General features: G+C 38.8%; 18 protein-coding genes. 9 read left to right on the forward strand and 9 right to left on the reverse strand.

Going from position 1 to position 16,260, the window contains the following annotated elements:
- Positions 1-374 precede the first annotated feature (374 nt).
- Genes AC1M84_RS09385 through AC1M84_RS09395 form a run of 3 tightly spaced genes read right to left on the reverse strand, consistent with a single transcriptional unit; the run spans position 375 to position 3,182 of the window.
- Positions 375-1,442 carry a DUF6670 family protein gene (locus AC1M84_RS09385; protein WP_481594885.1) on the reverse strand — a complete coding sequence of 356 codons (1,068 nt, stop codon included), beginning with the start codon at positions 1,440-1,442 and terminating at the stop codon, positions 375-377.
- An 18-nt stretch (positions 1,443-1,460) separates the two neighbouring features.
- Entirely contained in the window at positions 1,461-2,285 is an 825-nt protein-coding gene (gene pssA / locus AC1M84_RS09390; protein ID WP_035269898.1) for a CDP-diacylglycerol--serine O-phosphatidyltransferase, read from the reverse strand.
- Between the two features lie 39 nt (positions 2,286-2,324).
- Positions 2,325-3,182 (reverse strand): 23S rRNA (adenine(2030)-N(6))-methyltransferase RlmJ, encoded by an 858-nt coding sequence (locus AC1M84_RS09395; protein ID WP_481594886.1) that lies wholly within the window; start codon positions 3,180-3,182, stop codon positions 2,325-2,327.
- 117 nt (positions 3,183-3,299) lie between these two features.
- Between AC1M84_RS09395 and AC1M84_RS09400 the strand changes: the two genes are divergently transcribed.
- Together AC1M84_RS09400 and AC1M84_RS09405 are read left to right on the forward strand one after the other, a co-directional pair.
- Positions 3,300-3,902, forward strand: a complete 603-nt coding sequence (locus AC1M84_RS09400) for a 2OG-Fe(II) oxygenase (RefSeq protein ID WP_481594887.1) — start codon at positions 3,300-3,302, stop codon at positions 3,900-3,902.
- Between the two features lie 58 nt (positions 3,903-3,960).
- The gene (locus AC1M84_RS09405) at positions 3,961-4,488 is read left to right on the forward strand and encodes a hypothetical protein (RefSeq protein WP_481590846.1); all 528 of its coding nucleotides are present in this window, start codon (positions 3,961-3,963) and stop codon (positions 4,486-4,488) included.
- Positions 4,489-4,513: 25 nt separating this feature from the next.
- On the opposite strand, the gene AC1M84_RS09410 is transcribed toward AC1M84_RS09405, so the two are convergent.
- The 5 genes from AC1M84_RS09410 to AC1M84_RS09430 form a co-directional block, all read right to left on the reverse strand.
- Positions 4,514-4,765, reverse strand: a complete 252-nt coding sequence (locus tag AC1M84_RS09410; RefSeq protein ID WP_035269894.1) for a DUF2789 family protein — start codon at positions 4,763-4,765, stop codon at positions 4,514-4,516.
- A gap of 119 nt (positions 4,766-4,884) precedes the next feature.
- A complete protein-coding gene (locus AC1M84_RS09415; protein ID WP_179999322.1) occupies positions 4,885-5,124 on the reverse strand; it encodes a DUF2789 family protein in 240 nt (79 codons plus the stop codon).
- Between the two features lie 148 nt (positions 5,125-5,272).
- Positions 5,273-6,259, reverse strand: coding sequence for a malate dehydrogenase (locus AC1M84_RS09420; protein ID WP_035269892.1), 987 nt, complete (start codon positions 6,257-6,259; stop codon positions 5,273-5,275).
- A gap of 173 nt (positions 6,260-6,432) precedes the next feature.
- Positions 6,433-7,095, reverse strand: coding sequence for a ribonuclease T2 family protein (locus tag AC1M84_RS09425; protein WP_481593784.1), 663 nt, complete (start codon positions 7,093-7,095; stop codon positions 6,433-6,435).
- A gap of 26 nt (positions 7,096-7,121) precedes the next feature.
- Positions 7,122-9,035 carry a lytic transglycosylase domain-containing protein gene (locus AC1M84_RS09430; RefSeq protein ID WP_481594921.1) on the reverse strand — a complete coding sequence of 638 codons (1,914 nt, stop codon included), beginning with the start codon at positions 9,033-9,035 and terminating at the stop codon, positions 7,122-7,124.
- 360 nt (positions 9,036-9,395) lie between these two features.
- Here AC1M84_RS09430 and miaB point away from each other — a divergent pair, with 360 nt between their 5' ends.
- The 7 genes from miaB (at position 9,396) to AC1M84_RS09465 (ending at position 15,316) form a co-directional block, all read left to right on the forward strand.
- A complete protein-coding gene (miaB, locus tag AC1M84_RS09435; RefSeq protein ID WP_179999317.1) occupies positions 9,396-10,853 on the forward strand; it encodes a tRNA (N6-isopentenyl adenosine(37)-C2)-methylthiotransferase MiaB in 1,458 nt (485 codons plus the stop codon).
- Positions 10,854-10,891: 38 nt separating this feature from the next.
- The gene (locus AC1M84_RS09440; RefSeq protein ID WP_092768044.1) at positions 10,892-11,977 is read left to right on the forward strand and encodes a PhoH family protein; all 1,086 of its coding nucleotides are present in this window, start codon (positions 10,892-10,894) and stop codon (positions 11,975-11,977) included.
- Positions 11,978-12,007: 30 nt separating this feature from the next.
- Positions 12,008-12,496: an rRNA maturation RNase YbeY gene (gene ybeY, locus AC1M84_RS09445; protein WP_179999313.1), complete on the forward strand. Its 489-nt coding sequence runs from the start codon at positions 12,008-12,010 to the stop codon at positions 12,494-12,496.
- A gap of 74 nt (positions 12,497-12,570) precedes the next feature.
- Positions 12,571-12,864, forward strand: a complete 294-nt coding sequence (locus AC1M84_RS09450; RefSeq protein WP_481593785.1) for an antibiotic biosynthesis monooxygenase family protein — start codon at positions 12,571-12,573, stop codon at positions 12,862-12,864.
- Positions 12,865-13,122: 258 nt separating this feature from the next.
- Positions 13,123-13,803 carry a hypothetical protein gene (locus tag AC1M84_RS09455; RefSeq protein ID WP_179999309.1) on the forward strand — a complete coding sequence of 227 codons (681 nt, stop codon included), beginning with the start codon at positions 13,123-13,125 and terminating at the stop codon, positions 13,801-13,803.
- Positions 13,804-13,944: 141 nt separating this feature from the next.
- Positions 13,945-14,658, forward strand: coding sequence for a DUF3108 domain-containing protein (locus AC1M84_RS09460; protein ID WP_035265223.1), 714 nt, complete (start codon positions 13,945-13,947; stop codon positions 14,656-14,658).
- 82 nt (positions 14,659-14,740) lie between these two features.
- Positions 14,741-15,316 carry a xanthine phosphoribosyltransferase gene (locus AC1M84_RS09465; protein ID WP_035265221.1) on the forward strand — a complete coding sequence of 192 codons (576 nt, stop codon included), beginning with the start codon at positions 14,741-14,743 and terminating at the stop codon, positions 15,314-15,316.
- Positions 15,317-15,353: 37 nt separating this feature from the next.
- Here the strand turns inward: AC1M84_RS09465 and AC1M84_RS09470 are convergent, their stop codons facing one another.
- Positions 15,354-16,208, reverse strand: coding sequence for a MetQ/NlpA family ABC transporter substrate-binding protein (locus AC1M84_RS09470; RefSeq protein ID WP_481594888.1), 855 nt, complete (start codon positions 16,206-16,208; stop codon positions 15,354-15,356).
- Positions 16,209-16,260 lie beyond the last annotated feature (52 nt).

Raw genomic sequence — 16,260 nt, forward strand, 5'->3', positions numbered from 1 at the left:
AATTTCTACCAATTATCAATGATAATATATATCGATCAATCAACCAGTAAAAATCCACACAAGTTGTTCTTCATAATCTCTTAATGATCTTCTCAATGCTTCGTCAGCATCAAGCTAGGTCGGCTATATTACCCTTTCTTTTCAGAAAGTCAACTAGCAATGTTAATTTATTTTCTAACTCATTCTCAAAACCTAGATCCAACCTATTCAGCTAAATCCTTGTTTTTCAACAAGTTTTAATCAACATCACCGCCGATGGATGTGCATTCTACAGCATTCCTCCCCCAATGCAACCATGTTTTTTAAATATTTAAAAAAAATATGATTAACTGAATATTTATTGTTCAATTTACGTGATTTTTATGCTTTTTGAGCTATTTTTTAAGCGTGCATGGCACAATACTTGCAAAATTATCCATTAATTTTTCATCTTTATTAATTTCTTGCCACTTTAAACTACGGCAATCTATATATTCACAATACCCAGATTGTCCCACTTCTTTAATTCCATCAATCTGCACCTGATAACTAAAACTACCTACATAACCTGCGGCAAGACCGAATTTAAAATCTCCACGACTTTCACCTTTCACGATTATTTTTCTTTTTTTATTTTCAAATGACCATTCAAATACGCGCGCTAAATACATTTCATGCCCATTAGGGGTTTTTACTTTTGGGTATACCCGATGAACTTTGAAATAAACATCATCAAACATTTCAGATGTCTGAGCTTTTAAATCTCTTAAATACATCCTTGATTGCACAATTTGATTTAAACCATTGCGTATATGAGCAAGAAGTAACTGTCTTTGGTCGATTAAGTTAATTATTTGATAGGTAAAAAAATGAAGCGGTAGATAAGGAATATTGATCGCTCTGGCAAATTCAAATGATCCTAACTGGTCAATTTTATATGTTTGTTCTTTATAGGTTACTGTTCCTTTGCATTGACACACTAATGACCAGTGATCAAATAAACCTAATTTTAGTTTGGTAAAGTGCGAAATAATTGGTTGAGTTTGAATATTCAGATCAACGGAAAGTTCATTGTCCTTTCTTATTAATTTGAAGTTTGGAATTGAGCCTTCTAGTTGTTCTTTTTGTCCAAATACAAATTTATTCTCTTTAATCTCGCAATCATTGATGATTGAATAGCCATTAAAATGTCCAACCATATGTGGACTAATGCTCGTAATGAGTGAAACAGTATCCAAGGCTTTTGTTTTAATTGCATAATCATTACGCAGCATTGGAACATTCGGCTGTCCGATAATGGTTAAAAAATTAAAATAATGAAGTGGAGATGGTAATCCTGGAATCATCAATCCTTGATGAATAATTTTATAGATTCCTCGTGGACCGTGATAATCCAACCGAAGAGGAAAAGGAGCCTGATTCAGCTGTTTTGAATCGTCCGCTAAACTCATCAACAACTGCATACCAAACTCCTTTTTTATTTATATTGTTTTTTCTCGAGCCAAAAATGTAGTGACGAAACCTGAAAGTGCATAAATTATCGAGAGCACTAAAATACCGACAGGAATATTGTATGTAATCGCAGCAAAGATAAACACAACAATAGGCAAGACTGCGAACGGCACACGTTTACGATCTACGGTTTTAAACGAATAGTATTTAATATTCGAAATCATCAGCAAGCCAACTGCAATAATAATGACTGCATTTATCGTCTGAATCATTGGATCAGATAGGACAAAAATTTCAGGGAAATCACGCCCCACCCAAACCAAAGAAATGATCATTACTGCGGCTAGAGGACTAGCTACACCAATAAAATAGCGTTTATCAACCACACCTATTTGCACATTGAAACGTGCCAATCGGAATGCAGCACAAGCAGTATAGACAAAACATGCAGCCAAACCGATTCGACCTAGATCATGGAGGCTCCAGCTATACATCAAAATTGCAGGCGCAACACCAAATGCCAACATATCTGATAATGAATCAAACTGCTCACCAAAAGGGCTTTGCGCTCCAATTGCTCGTGCGACCCGACCATCTAAACCATCAAATAAAGCAGCGATAAAAATGGCATAAATGGCTTGTGTGAATTCGCCATTCATACTTGCAATAATTGAGTAAAACCCTGACAACAATGCCGCAGTAGTAATCAGATTTGGCCACAGATAAATCCCACGACGCTTAACCTTTTGCCCTTCTTGTGTATGTTCCTCTTCTTCAACTTCGAAAGTAATACCATCAAAGCCCGGAACATTTCTTGGAGAAGATTCAGTTTCAGGTTTATTTATATTTGTCATTGTCATTCGTCCTAACTGTAGCCTTATCTCTCAATATTCTTATTCGCCGACCAACCAACGAACGGCAGCATGACCACCATTTTCACTCATTCTTAAGTGCGGGAAAAGCCATTGCAATGCTTCATCTGCATCTTCAGAAAACTTCCAAGGTGGATTAATCACCAATAAACCACAACCGTTTAATCCTACAGGTGTATCGTCTGGCCATACACATACTTCACAAACCAATTGACGGCGAATACCAGTCTTAATCATTTTTTTCTCAAAACGATCAATCATTGCGCGATCTTTAATTGGGTACCAAATTGCAAATACGCCTGTAGGCCATTTCTTATATGCCGTAGCGATGAGTTCAACCAACTGTGGAAAATCCTTTCGCTCCACCTCATATGGTGGATCAATCATGACCAATCCACGTTTTTCTTTAGGAGGAATCACACCGAGCAAACCTTCATAAGCATCACGCTCATGCAAACCTGCACGACGATCACGCACATTCATATAAAGTTGCTGAAATACATCTCGTTGCATCTCAAAAATTGTTGCTTTATCTGTTTCGCGCATTCCTTCCAAAGCGAACCATGGCGAACCCGGATAAGCGCCTTTTCCGGCACCTGCACGCATATCTTCTACAACTTTAAGATATTGCTTAACACCTTCAGGGGCATTACGCTTAATTGAGTCATCGAGTTTAACTAAACGGTGAATACCATTTAAAAACTCTCCCGACTTCTGTGCTGCAGCCGTTGATAAATCGTATTTACCTGCACCACCATGTGTATCAATGTAACGATACGGCTTATCTTTTTGATTAAGACGTGACAAAATCTGAAGCAACAATACATGCTTCATGACATCGGCAAAGTTTCCAGCATGGAAATGGTGACGGTAATTCATGTTTCAATTATTCCTAAGATCAACAATCATTTTAACATGAAAAAGTGTTTCATTCAGAATCGATTATTACTCTAAAATAGCTGACCTTTTTTTTATACAGTAAATAGCGAGATAAATATGGAAGCAGTTGTCATCCCAGGGGATTGGAATGTTGATCAAATCCTTGATGATTTAGATCAACATGGCTTCAGTATCATCGATCATGCATACCCACCAAACTATTTAAAAAACGTTGTAAATGAATGCCAAATCCATCTCGATGATTTTCGAAATGCAGCAATTCAAAATGGCATTGTCAGCACAATCCGCAGCGATCACATTTTGTGGTTAGATCCAAAACTATCAATTTCCCATCAACATATAAAAACCTTACATTTACTCTCTCAGGAATTAAATCGTGCATTTTATTTAGGCATTCAAGAAGTCGAAGCCCACTTCGCTTGTTATAATCCTGGTGATTTCTATGCTTTACATCGAGACAACCCTCAAGGCAAAAATGGTCGTGTGATGTCGACAGTTTTTTATCTGCATGAGGAATGGCATCAGCATTGGGGTGGCCAATTAAGACTACAAGATAAGAATAATCAATGGCATATTATTGAACCCAGACCTAATCGCATCGCTCTGTTTCAAAGCGATTTATTACATGAAGTTCTTGTTGCACACCATCAACGTCTTTCGATTACAGCTTGGTTAAGGACCGCACGAACTTTAATTTAGCGCTTTATTTTTTCGAAGTTGCCTCCATATAGGTTTTAAACCTGATGAGGACTCATCCATGCAATCAAATACCAAGCTAATTATTCAACGCATTGGTGAAACAGACCAACTTTACTTACAAAAAAATACGCCTGAGCTTGCCTTTGAACGTGCCGAATTGCGTTTAGAGCTGGTCAGTATGAGTAAGCTTCGTCAGGAACAAATTCATTTTCTTCAAGAAGCGATTGTTCTTCTTGAACAAGGTCGAGTAGATTTCGAAGAAATGCCAATGCATTTGTATATTAATCTTACCCTGATGTTAGCTAGAGCCTACATGATGTATTTTGAGATTACTCAAGATGAAAAATTTGCGATCATCACTCAGCAAATTTTAAAATCATTAACATCGACCAATCATAGTGATGTTTATTTTAATCTGGCTTATGCTTGCGCTTCTCGTAAAGAGTCAGCACTTACACGCCATTGGCTAAATAAATATTTTAAAACTATTGATCATGATTTAGAGGTGATAAGAACTCACCCTGCTTTCAAACAATTTCATGACCAAGAGTGGTTTATCCAGTTAACCAAACCTAAGATGCATTAAAAAAAGCCCCATGAAAGGGGCTTTTTTAGGCCATTTTTAATTTATATGCATCCATATGTAACTGTTGATTAAGTTCATCTATCCATATTGCCCAATCATCATCTTGTACTAAATGACTAATTAAGAAGTCGCGCTGACCTTTATTCCAAAATGGTGCATCATGTAAATTTTGTTGAGCGGAAAGCTGATGTGTACGGATATAGAGTTCAATTGCCGCTGGACTATTTGCCAACCCCAATTGAGAAAACAATAACGCTAAGGAAGGTTTATGTTCCATCAAGAGACTCCCCTTATCAGATTTTAATAAAATTATTATTTAAATAACTTATAAGAAATCCATGAAAAAACCCAGCTTTTGGTCTGGGTTTATTGTTTCAATTTGTGATTATATTTTCATCACTTTGTATCGTTTGTGAGCTGCTCACTCAATTGGTCAATGACAATGGCCCATTCATTATCTTTTTTCCAATGACTAATAATAAAATCGCGTTGCGATGGGTTCCAAAAATCAGCTTCATGCATCGGCGTATTGGGATCAAGCCGATGTGTTTGTATAAATTGATCAATCCCTTCAGGTGAGCTATCTAAGCCCAATTGCTCAAAAAGTAATTCTTGATTTACTTCCATATCTAACATGGATTGCTCCTTGAATTTTCATGATTTTGTTCAAGATAACATGTCAATACTAAGTTCAATGTAGAAGGATTTCTTAAGCATTGTTAAGTTTTGTGCATAAAAAAAGCACTCCCAATGGAGTGCTTTTTTAATTTAGTTGAAAACTAAATTATTTAACCATGTCAGCAATCGCTGCACGTTCTTCTTCTAACTCATTAAGCGTGAAGTTGATACGCTCACGGCTGAATTCGTCAATTTCAAGACCTTGAACGATTTTGTACTCGCCATTTTCACAAGTTACAGGGAAACCGAACATTACGCCTTCAGGGATACCGTAAGAACCATCAGAAGGAATACCCATAGTTACCCATTCGCCGTTTGTGCCAAGAGCCCAATCGCGCATATGGTCGATTGCAGCGTTTGCAGCAGAAGCAGCAGAAGAAAGACCACGCGCTTCGATGATCGCAGCACCACGCTTACCAACAGTTGGAAGGAATACGTCTTTATTCCATGCAGCATCGTTGATTTTGTCTTTTAAGCTTTCGCCGTTTACGTTAGCAAAACGGTAGTCAGCATACATTGTTGGAGAGTGGTTACCCCAAACTGTCATGTTTTTGATGTCAGAAACTGCAACACCTGCTTTTTGAGCAAGTTGAGTTAACGCACGGTTGTGGTCAAGACGTAACATTGCTGTGAAGTTTTTCGCTGGAAGATCTGGAGCAGATTTCATTGCGATATAAGCGTTAGTGTTAGCAGGGTTACCTACAACAAGAACTTTAACGTCACGACTAGCAACTTCGTTAAGCGCTTGACCTTGACCGATGAAGATTTCACCGTTGACTTTAAGAAGGTCAGCACGCTCCATACCAGGACCACGTGGACGTGAACCAACAAGAAGCGCGTAGTCAGCATCTTTGAATGCAACTTTAGGATCATCAGTACCGATCATGCCAGCCAACAATGGGAAAGCACAGTCGTCAAGTTCCATCATCACGCCTTTAAGCGCTTGTTGAGCTTTCTCAACAGGAATTTCTAATAATTGAAGAATAACTGGTTGGTCTTTACCCAACATTTCACCGCTAGCGATACGGAATAAAAGGCTGTAACCAATTTGACCAGCAGCGCCAGTAACGGCAACGCGAACAGGTTGCTTCATGTAATTATCTCCAGTTGAGAGGATAGTCAATGCGATTAAATAGCTGTTCTATCTAATCTTAATAATCATAAACGGCGAAGATTGTACTCCAATACTTTGACAGATGCATTGAAAAGAGAATGAATTTCAACAAAAGTCTGATAGGAAATATAAATTAACTTCGCGGAAATAAATTAGTAGGCGCCCTCTATGTCAAATGTATTTGGGCAGGTCGAGACAATATCAGACGCACATGACTTGAATTGACCATTCGTGCGATAACAGATTTCAACCCCCGTTAACACCGGGCGACCATTTAAACTTTGGCATTGAAATTCAATACCTTGGCTGGGTAATTTTGGGTTGAGTTTGATGAATTGCGATCGTAATGTCGCGATAGAGACTGTTTTACGATCCACTCCTGTTAAGTAATCAGGAACTTTTAATTGGTCTGCATGATTAATAATGGTACGAAAATACTGACTGGCATTCATTGGAACGCAACCACCATAGTTGGCCCACAGCCTAATTCTAGCCTGCTCATCAGGCATCACCCTAGCAACAACCTTCTTCTGTAGCGGTGCCAAGGTGGCAGATGAACTCGTTTGGCAATCATGACGACTGGTTTCTGGGATAAGACCCTTTATCGTCAGTGAATATCCTTCTAGGCATTTACGGTGTTTCGCTTTTGTTCGATCTAATGCACAAATGGCAGGTGTCATCTGTACTTGAAGCACATATCCTTGTAAACCTTTCCCTGATGCCATCACATCTGCTGAACACAACAAAGCCCCTACGCTCAAACTACTGAGGAGGTAAGTGTGTTGACGACTAAACAGCAGTTTTGTGTGATTCATCAAAGCTCACAAAAATAGTTGAAATGCTATTGCGTATTTCTTACTGGAATAGGCGGCATACGACTTTCGATCGCTTGCGGCCCCTGTCCAAGCAAAACACCATAATGAGCAGCATTGGTCATAACTTTCTTCACATAGTCACGTGTTTCATGAAGTGGTATTGACTCTGTGTATTGATCCGCCGCAATGCTTTTAAACTCTGGTTGCCAACGACGTGCTCTAGTCAGCCCTGCATTATAGCCAGCCGTAGCTAGAACTGGACTGTTACTCAGCATACCTTGAATCATTGACAGGTAATATGTCCCATAACGAATATTGGTATTCGGATCTGATAATGCAGCAGGATTATACGTTTCACCCATTTTTCGTGCCACATCTTTTGCTGTAGCAGGCATAATTTGCATCAATCCACCAGCACCTACATGTGAACGGGCCGTGGTTACAAAGCGACTTTCTTGACGCATTAAACCATAAGCCCACGAAGGATCAATCCCTGCATTTTTACTATGCGTCACCACTAGATTTTGATGTGGTGTCGCATAACGATATGCATAGTTATGACGTTTAAGTGTTCTTTCCGCCGCATAAATAGCACGGTCATACCACCCCATTTCTGTGGCACGTTTTGCCGCAGCCAGTAATAGACCATCATCTTGCTTAAGATAAGCTTGGCGGACAGCCCAATTCCATTCACGATTTGTGTAAGTTGCTGAAGCATTGATATTGCGTAATGCAAAAGCACGTCTAAAGTGAATATCTTGATCTAAACGTTGAATATCCTGTGCGCTTGGTTGAGCACGATCATGTGCTTCATTATAACGAATACCTAAATGGTCTTTTGCCAACAGATTGTGATAATCATCGCCAGCGGCAGCTAATCGTTGATAAATACTTTTTGCAGCTTGCTTGGAAGTTTGGTCTTTACGATTTTCATATGCTCTCGCCATCCAATATTGCCAGCGATCTTCTTGTTTTTGCGTAACGCTCATACTATCTATGGCGCGCAACACACTTTCCCAATCACCAAAACGAATCGCTTGACGCGCGTAAATTTCAGCCTCTTCTGGTGTAAAAGGCACGCCATAACTGTAATCAAAGTTCTTCAGCACTTCAGGATTAAAATTATTTTTCATCACTGTCGTACCTCCAATATACGCCACCGTGCGGTACATATACTTTTGAACATCTGCAGGAACACCTTGCACGACACGAGGAAGATTTTGAAGCGCCGTGTTCAAGTCAGCATCTGCAGCACGACCTAAAGCAAACACCAAATAAGCATAATCTACTGTTGTTCCTTTGGTCGCAGACCATAAATAATTCAAAGGATCTGCCTGAATTTGATTTAATTGTGCTAATGACAAGTTTAAACCCAGAGTTTGTGCTGTTGCGATTGCTGGACCAGACTGGCCCGCTCTAAGTTGCGCATACAAGCGCTGTTGACGATCCGTAGTCGTGAGTAAGGGACTACTTAGCATTAAGCGACCTAAACCATTACACGATTCCGGCTGTGATTCTGTTTTAAGCCAGACATCTTTATATTCAGCGTATACCAGTGTATCGCCATTTTTTGCTCTTACTTGCGCAACCGCACAGCTTTCAGCTTGATCAGGATTGGTGACATAAGGTAAAACAGGTTGAGCTGTCTTGAAATCTGCTTGTTTTACCTTTTCTTCGACATAATCAGCAGCTAATTTTTCAGCCATTGCAGATTGAGGATAGCGCTGTGCAAAGCTGATAATATTCGTTGCAGGTTGGAAGCCTAAATTATTATTCAACATCCAATATTCTGGATAATATCCAAGCGCATCATTTTGCATTGCAGAACGATAATATTCGAGCTGAGCTGTATTACCCGAGTTCGCAAATTTAATCGCCTCATTAAATTGCTCTTCAGCCGCATGAGCAACGGGCAAACAACCTAGTGTTATCAGCCCCATTAAATATTGTTTTAACTGTTTTTGCTTCACTGCTTTTTTTAACACGCTTCTCTTCTCAACTTTAACTCGTCGCTACATTTGGACATGCTTTTTTTCATGATCAACTCTTTTGCAGCGCTTGGCAATTTTAAAATGTATTTTAAATACTCTAATGATCAAGTACTGTTCTGTTATGTAAAGCGCTGATTAACCACTATTATTTTAAAGTATTTTTACTGTAAATCCATAAACTTGATCTGATTTATATATTTGTTCAACCCGTAGTACAAATACTGTAAAATAGCTCGCTTTTATCGAGTGTGGGATTCCCCCATACTTCACCGGAACATATTTATCCCTTTTTATAGGATAGGAGCCTTCATGACGGTTCAAACCTTCATTCCGAATAGTGCCCCAGCTGCCTCAGAAAACACTGTTACCCAGCCACAGCACACCCCAGCCATCGATGGTGCAGTCAAAAAACTGTATATCGAAACGCAAGGGTGTCAGATGAATGAGTATGACAGTCATCGTATGGCCGACTTGCTAGGTGATTCACACGGTTATGTATTAACAACAGACCCTGCTGATGCAGATATTCTTTTAATGAATACCTGTTCAATTCGTGAAAAAGCGCAAGAAAAAGTATTTTCAGAATTAGGTCGCTGGCGCAAGCTGAAAGAAAAAAATCCTGATTTGGTGATTGGTGTAGGTGGATGTGTTGCATCTCAAGAAGGTGACAATATCCAAAAACGTGCACCTTATGTCGACATGGTATTTGGTCCACAAACACTTCACCGTTTGCCACAAATGCTTGATCAGCATACGGATCAAATTGAAAAGCCGAAAAAAGAGAAAATCAAACTGGTAGACATCTCATTTCCAGATATCGAAAAGTTCGACTTCTTACCTGAACCTCGCGTTGAAGGTTATAAAGCTTTCGTATCGATTATGGAAGGTTGTTCAAAATACTGTTCATTCTGCGTGGTGCCATACACTCGTGGTGAGGAAGTCTCTCGTCCCCTAGATGATGTACTTGCTGAAATTGCTGGTCTTGCGGAAAAGGGCGTACGTGAGGTTTCTTTACTCGGTCAAAACGTAAATGGTTACCGCGGAGAAACATTCGAAGGTGAAATCTGTACGTTTGCTGATCTTCTTCGTCTAGTGGCGGAAATTCCAGGCATTGGTCGTATTCGCTATACGACATCTCATCCATTAGAATTCAATGATGACCTTATCCAATGCTATCGTGACCTACCACAGATGGTTTCTCACCTTCATTTACCAGTTCAAAGTGGTTCAAATGATGTATTGAAGGCGATGAAGCGTAACCACACGATTGACGTTTATATCGATAAGATTGCTAAATTACGCCAGGTACGCCCTGATATGCATTTGTCTTCAGACTTTATTATTGGCTTCCCTGGTGAAACTGATGCTAACTTTGAAGAGACATATCAATTTATTCAAGACTTAGATTTTGATCATTCTTATAGTTTCATCTACTCGAAACGTCCTGGTACACCAGCATCAGAGCTGGAAGATTTAACACCTGAAGATGTTAAAAAAGAGCGCTTGGCTAAAGTTCAACAATGGATTAAGCAGTCAAGTATCCAAAAAACTGATGCTATGCTTGGTACTGTCCAACGTGTGCTCATTGAGAGCGTTTCAAAGCACGATCCAAACTTATTGGTAGGAACCGCAGACAATACACGTTTAGTAACATTTATTGGTGATGCCTCTTGGCTTGGACGCTTTGCAGAGATTGAGATTACAGAGATTAAAACCTTGAATTTAGTTTACGGTGAACTCTTGAATCTTGAACCTGACGTGGCGTAATGTAGAGGTATAGATTAATAGACTCTAAAGGAAATCTCTTGACTGCAGCGATTCGACGTACAGTGGCTTTTCCCGGTGTTTCAATGGACCGTTTACAAACCATGCTTGGCGCGTACAACGGTCATATGAAACAAATTGAACAACGTTTAGATGTAAAAATCAGTCAGCGTGGTGATAGTTTTTTTATTGACGGTGGAATTGATGAAGTCGAGAGAGTTGAAAGCTTACTTCAGCGCTTATACGCCGAAGCTGAAGTTTCTCAACAAATCAGCTCTGATTTGATTCATTTAATGATTCAAGGCAGCCAGACTGATCATGAATTACAATTGGATCCTAATCAAGAACACACAGGACTTGACGAGGTCTGGCTCCAAACTCGCAAGGGCCGTATTAATCCGCGGGGGGCCAACCAAAAACGCTATGTACAACGTATTCTTCAAAGTGATATTTCTTTCGGGATTGGTCCAGCGGGTACAGGTAAGACGTATTTGGCTGTAGCTGCTGCCGTTGATATGCTTGAACGCAATGAAATTCAACGTATTCTTTTAGTTCGCCCTGCTGTGGAAGCTGGTGAAAAACTTGGCTTCTTGCCAGGTGACTTATCACAGAAAATTGATCCTTATTTACGCCCACTCTATGATGCCCTGTATGAAATGCTTGGCTTTGAAAAAGTGGCAAAATTAATTGAGCGTCAAATTATTGAAGTAGCGCCACTTGCATATATGCGTGGTCGTACACTCAATCACTCCTTTGTCATTTTAGATGAAGCTCAAAATACAACGCCAGAACAGATGAAAATGTTCTTAACTCGTCTTGGTTTTGGTTCGCGTGCAGTCATTACAGGTGACATTACCCAAGTAGATTTACCACGTGGACAACAGTCTGGTTTGGCACATTCATTACGTGTGCTTGAAAAGATTAAAGAAATCCATATCACACGTTTTCACTCACGTGATGTTGTAAGACATCAGCTTGTACAAAAAATTGTAGAAGCATACGAAGGTTGGGACAGTGAACAACATCGTTTAACCGCTGAAGCACGTGCGGAACGTAAAGCGCGTCAAGAAGCACTCATATCAGAAAATGATTCTGCTGCTGATGCTCAGCATCAAGATGCAGAGTAATTTAAATCTAATCACGCTCAAGGCAAGATTTTGAAACTCAGTCTCTCATTACAACAATCGTTTGAAGCATCAAGCTTGGTGCTCAAACGTGCGTATGTTAAAAAAATTATTGAAACCACACTTCGTCATATTGATACACAAAGCGATTGTGAAATTGGTATAGCTTGCGTAGATGTCGAAGAAAGTCACAAACTTAACCTTGAATATCGTGGTAAAGATAAGCCAACCAATGTTTTATCTTTTCCAAGCGACTTACCAGATGAAATGGCTGAAATTCTAGACAGTTTCCCTATCGGAGATCTGGTGATTTGTATTCCCGTTGTGCTTCGTGAAGCAGAAGAACAATCTAAAGCACCATTAACACATTTCACTCATATGTTGGTTCACGGTACTTTACATCTGATGGGCTATGATCATGAAACTTCTGAACAAGATGCTGAGGAAATGGAAGCTATTGAGATTGAGATTTTACAAAAACTAGGTTTTGAAAATCCTTACCTGCTTTTGGATGACGAATAACATTCCTCAATGACTTCGGTCTATGCTTCCCGTTATTCGGGAAGCAAATTAAAATAATAAATGAGTATTCAAAAATGAACTTCGTTGTCATCTTCAAAGCTAAAATAAAAAATATTGATGATGAATATGTAATATTGGCTAGCCAAATGCGGCATAAAGCGATGCATGATTATCATTGTACAAAGTTTGAAAGCTATCAAGAGAAAGATAATGATGTCAGTCTTTCTTATTGGAGTCGGTTAGAAGATATTCAAGCTTGGCGTCAGGACACTGAGCATCTTTATGCGCAACAAAAAGGTCGCCTATCATGGTATGACACGTATTCGATTGAGGTCTGTCAGATTCAGCGCGCTTATCAATCTGAATAAATCGAGTTGATCTTTATATTGATGACATATTTTAGACAAATGAGTTAAATATTGAGCAAGTTCTTCAGATAAAATAAGATAAAGTCATGCGAAACCAATAGATTAAACTTAAATAACGCCTGACCATCAAAACCATAATAAACGTCTTTGTAAACATTACATCGCAATTGGATAAGCTGTTATCCTTCGGCAGTAATCACCTACAAGATATATACTAGCTGACATCTCACAAGATTTAGAGGTAATGGAACTTCACTTATGCCAACGATTATTTCAAATATCGCGAACAAATTTCGTAAAGTCTATCAAAAGGCTGAAGGGTTTATTGAAGAAGAACGTGAATTTCCTGTCTCTCAAGTTTTTTTAAATGCGACTTTCAAGCGCTTTGTGACCGACAATGTCAGCATCCTTGAAGACTTACATGCAGATTTACATGATGATTGGCTTCGACTCTATGCCACTTTGAATGTGAAAGGGCTTTATACCATTCTCTCTGTAGATTTAAAGCTGATTCAAATGGAATTGAATAAAGATGTACAACTGATTGTATTTGAACAAATTAGTGAAACCGAAGTCATTGAAGCAAAATTTCAAACCTTCTGGATGAAAATTGCATTCCGCTCTGCCCTATTTTTCTATCAAAAAATTCTTCGTAAAGATCCACTTGGTATGATTTTAGAGCGGTTTAATGTCATTAAAGTCAAAGACGATCTCTTACATCTCGATCTAAATCAGTGGCTCGGAAAAAATCGCTCGATCATTGAAACATTGGGCAAAGTACACGTCAACCATGCAGAACTTCGTGAAACAGAATTGGTGGTGATTGGTAATGTAAATTTGATGGCTTTATTCAGCAAAATGAATACTGATCGATTCAAATCTAAATCTGATGAAGTGGAAAGTGATCACATTACACCAATTAAACAAAAGGACGACTAGAGCGCAGCGTTTTGATGTCGTCATAAAGCTTAAGCTACAGAAAAATACATTTTCACTGTGATTATTGATTATTTCTCCTTATTTATCAGAGATAATAAAACTTCAAGTGATCCTTCGATACGAAGGTAAAGGAAAATATTTATGGCATTTAAATCGTTTAAAACTTTGAGTGTGATTGCAAGTGTAGGTACAGCCGTGCTTTTCACAGGCTATTCAAGTCAAGCGCTTGCCATGACGCCCTTCCAAGCCTCTTATCAGTTTGCATACAATGGTAAAAACTTGGGGTCAGCAACACGAACCTTGAAAAAATCAGGTAACACATGGAATTACGTTTTTGCAGCTAAAGCAGGTGGTATTGCTTCAGCGACTGAAACCAGTAACTTCACATTCAACAATAATCAGATTCAATCATCCAATTTCAGTCGCACCAGTAAAATTTTGGTTCATAACAATACAATGAGCATTAAATTTAATCCAAGTGCCAAAACCATTAACACCACTAAAGATAAAGAGCAACGTTCATTTGCTTGGAAATCTGGTGTACTGGATGAGTTAAATGCAGAATTGCAAATTCGTGAAGACTTAAAAAATAACGGTTTAAAATCGCAATATTGGATTGCAGATGCTAAAGAAGTTGAATCACGTCGTTTCGTCAAACAAGGCACTGAAAAAGTAGAAACCAAGTACGGTACGTTTGATACCATCAAAGTAGTGATGAAGCATGATAAACCAGGTCGTGAAACGATTTTTTGGCTGTCTCCGAAATTGGACTATTTACCAGTGAAAGTCACACACCAAGATAAGAAATCTTCATACGGGCTCTTACTGACAGGGTATAACGGTCCACAAAATTAAGGCATTTTTTACTTGCTTTTTTGCAGATGCTTTTTAAAATACGTCTTTGCTTAAAAAGGCACCTGCCCTAGAGGATTCTCCCGTGTACGCACTAGAACAGAAAATCTTAAACGAAGGTATCGTTCTATCTGATCAGGTTTTAAAAGTTGATTCTTTTCTAAACCACCAAATCGACCCAGTGATGATGCAACAAATTGGTCAAGAATTTGCTCGTCTATTCAAAGATGCAGGCATCACCAAAATCATCACAATTGAAGCTTCAGGTATCGCACCTGCTGTGATGGCTGGCTTGGAACTTGGTGTACCGGTAATTTTTGCACGTAAGTATCAATCTTTAACTTTAAAAGATGATTTATATCGTTCAAAAGTATTCTCTTTTACAAAGCAAGTAGAAAGCACAATTGCTATTTCTAAGAAGCACATTGCAGCAACAGATAAGGTTCTTGTGATCGATGACTTTCTTGCGAATGGACAAGCAGCTTTAGGTTTAGCTGATTTGATTCACCAAGCTGAAGCTGAGGTTGTCGGGATTGGTATCGTGATTGAAAAGTCGTTCCAACCTGGCCGTGATCTTTTACTTGAAAAAGGTTACCGAGTTGAGTCACTTGCTCGTGTTGAATCACTTGCAAATGGGACAGTGACTTTTGTTCAAGAATAATTTTGAACATTAAAAAAAGCGCCTAACGGCGCTTTTTTTATTTTAATGTGGCAGGATCTAGTTGAATGCCCAATTTTGTACCACCAAAATGCTTTTGAATATAATCCTCAACGTAAGGCTGATGGTAAAGATTTGAAAGTTTTTGAAATTTTGGATCATTCAATCGGTCTTTACGCACTGCAAGTATATTGACATTTTCTAAAGCTTTATCAGTGACCTCTTCTTTAAATATCGCATTTGTTATTACATTTAGTCCACTTTCCAGAGCAATAGTATTTCCAATTGCGGCTAAATCCACCTCAGACAAGACACGTGGGAGTTGTGCACCTTTGACCAATTTAAATTGAAGTGATTTCGGATTTGACTGGATACTTTCAAGAGTTGCAGAAATCGTATTAAAATCAGGCTTAAGTATAATTAGCTGAGCACGCTCTAATAACCTTAATGCACGTGCTGTATTCGCCACATCATTTGGAATTGCAATTAAGGCCCGATCAGGCAAAGCAATTAATGACTTGTAGTTTTGAGAATATAAACCCATAGGCTCTAAATAAGTGGTCGCCAAGACAGCAAGCTTCTGATGATTCAAGTCATTAAATTCTTTGAAATATGCCCAAGATTGAAATGCATTAACGTCAATATCACCATCGAGCAAAGCTTGATTCAAAGCCACACCGTCATTAATTTCTTTCACCTCAATGTCAACTTTTGCTGTTTTCGCCTGATCAGAATCCGCGATATGTCTCCAAATATCAACATCCGATCCATGTGATCCGATCACGATTGTTTGTTGTGTTTGCTTTGTTTTTTGAGGTTCAGGTTGAGCACTACATGCACTGATAATGAGAATTGCAAAAATAATAAATAAAAATTGGGCATATTTTGACTTCATGATTTACTCGATATTGTTGTTGATTGTTTGAGTTGTTTAAATTGCGCTGGAT

The sequence above is a fragment of the Acinetobacter sp. 24-47-66 genome (assembly GCF_056779755.1).

What these genes read in the sequence shown, in the direction of transcription:
- AC1M84_RS09385 (WP_481594885.1), bottom strand. Translation starts at nt 1,442, where the DNA reads ATGCAGTTGTTGATGAGTTTAGCGGACGATTCAAAACAGCTGAATCAG.
- pssA (WP_035269898.1), bottom strand. Translation starts at nt 2,285, where the DNA reads ATGACAAATATAAATAAACCTGAAACTGAATCTTCTCCAAGAAATGTT.
- AC1M84_RS09395 (WP_481594886.1), bottom strand. Translation starts at nt 3,182, where the DNA reads ATGAATTACCGTCACCATTTCCATGCTGGAAACTTTGCCGATGTCATG.
- AC1M84_RS09400 (WP_481594887.1), top strand. Translation starts at nt 3,300, where the DNA reads ATGGAAGCAGTTGTCATCCCAGGGGATTGGAATGTTGATCAAATCCTT.
- AC1M84_RS09405 (WP_481590846.1), top strand. Translation starts at nt 3,961, where the DNA reads ATGCAATCAAATACCAAGCTAATTATTCAACGCATTGGTGAAACAGAC.
- AC1M84_RS09410 (WP_035269894.1), bottom strand. Translation starts at nt 4,765, where the DNA reads ATGGAACATAAACCTTCCTTAGCGTTATTGTTTTCTCAATTGGGGTTG.
- AC1M84_RS09415 (WP_179999322.1), bottom strand. Translation starts at nt 5,124, where the DNA reads ATGTTAGATATGGAAGTAAATCAAGAATTACTTTTTGAGCAATTGGGC.
- AC1M84_RS09420 (WP_035269892.1), bottom strand. Translation starts at nt 6,259, where the DNA reads ATGAAGCAACCTGTTCGCGTTGCCGTTACTGGCGCTGCTGGTCAAATT.
- AC1M84_RS09425 (WP_481593784.1), bottom strand. Translation starts at nt 7,095, where the DNA reads ATGAATCACACAAAACTGCTGTTTAGTCGTCAACACACTTACCTCCTC.
- AC1M84_RS09430 (WP_481594921.1), bottom strand. Translation starts at nt 9,035, where the DNA reads ATGGGGCTGATAACACTAGGTTGTTTGCCCGTTGCTCATGCGGCTGAA.
- miaB (WP_179999317.1), top strand. Translation starts at nt 9,396, where the DNA reads ATGACGGTTCAAACCTTCATTCCGAATAGTGCCCCAGCTGCCTCAGAA.
- AC1M84_RS09450 (WP_481593785.1), top strand. Translation starts at nt 12,571, where the DNA reads ATGAACTTCGTTGTCATCTTCAAAGCTAAAATAAAAAATATTGATGAT.
- AC1M84_RS09455 (WP_179999309.1), top strand. Translation starts at nt 13,123, where the DNA reads ATGCCAACGATTATTTCAAATATCGCGAACAAATTTCGTAAAGTCTAT.
- AC1M84_RS09460 (WP_035265223.1), top strand. Translation starts at nt 13,945, where the DNA reads ATGGCATTTAAATCGTTTAAAACTTTGAGTGTGATTGCAAGTGTAGGT.
- AC1M84_RS09470 (WP_481594888.1), bottom strand. Translation starts at nt 16,208, where the DNA reads ATGAAGTCAAAATATGCCCAATTTTTATTTATTATTTTTGCAATTCTC.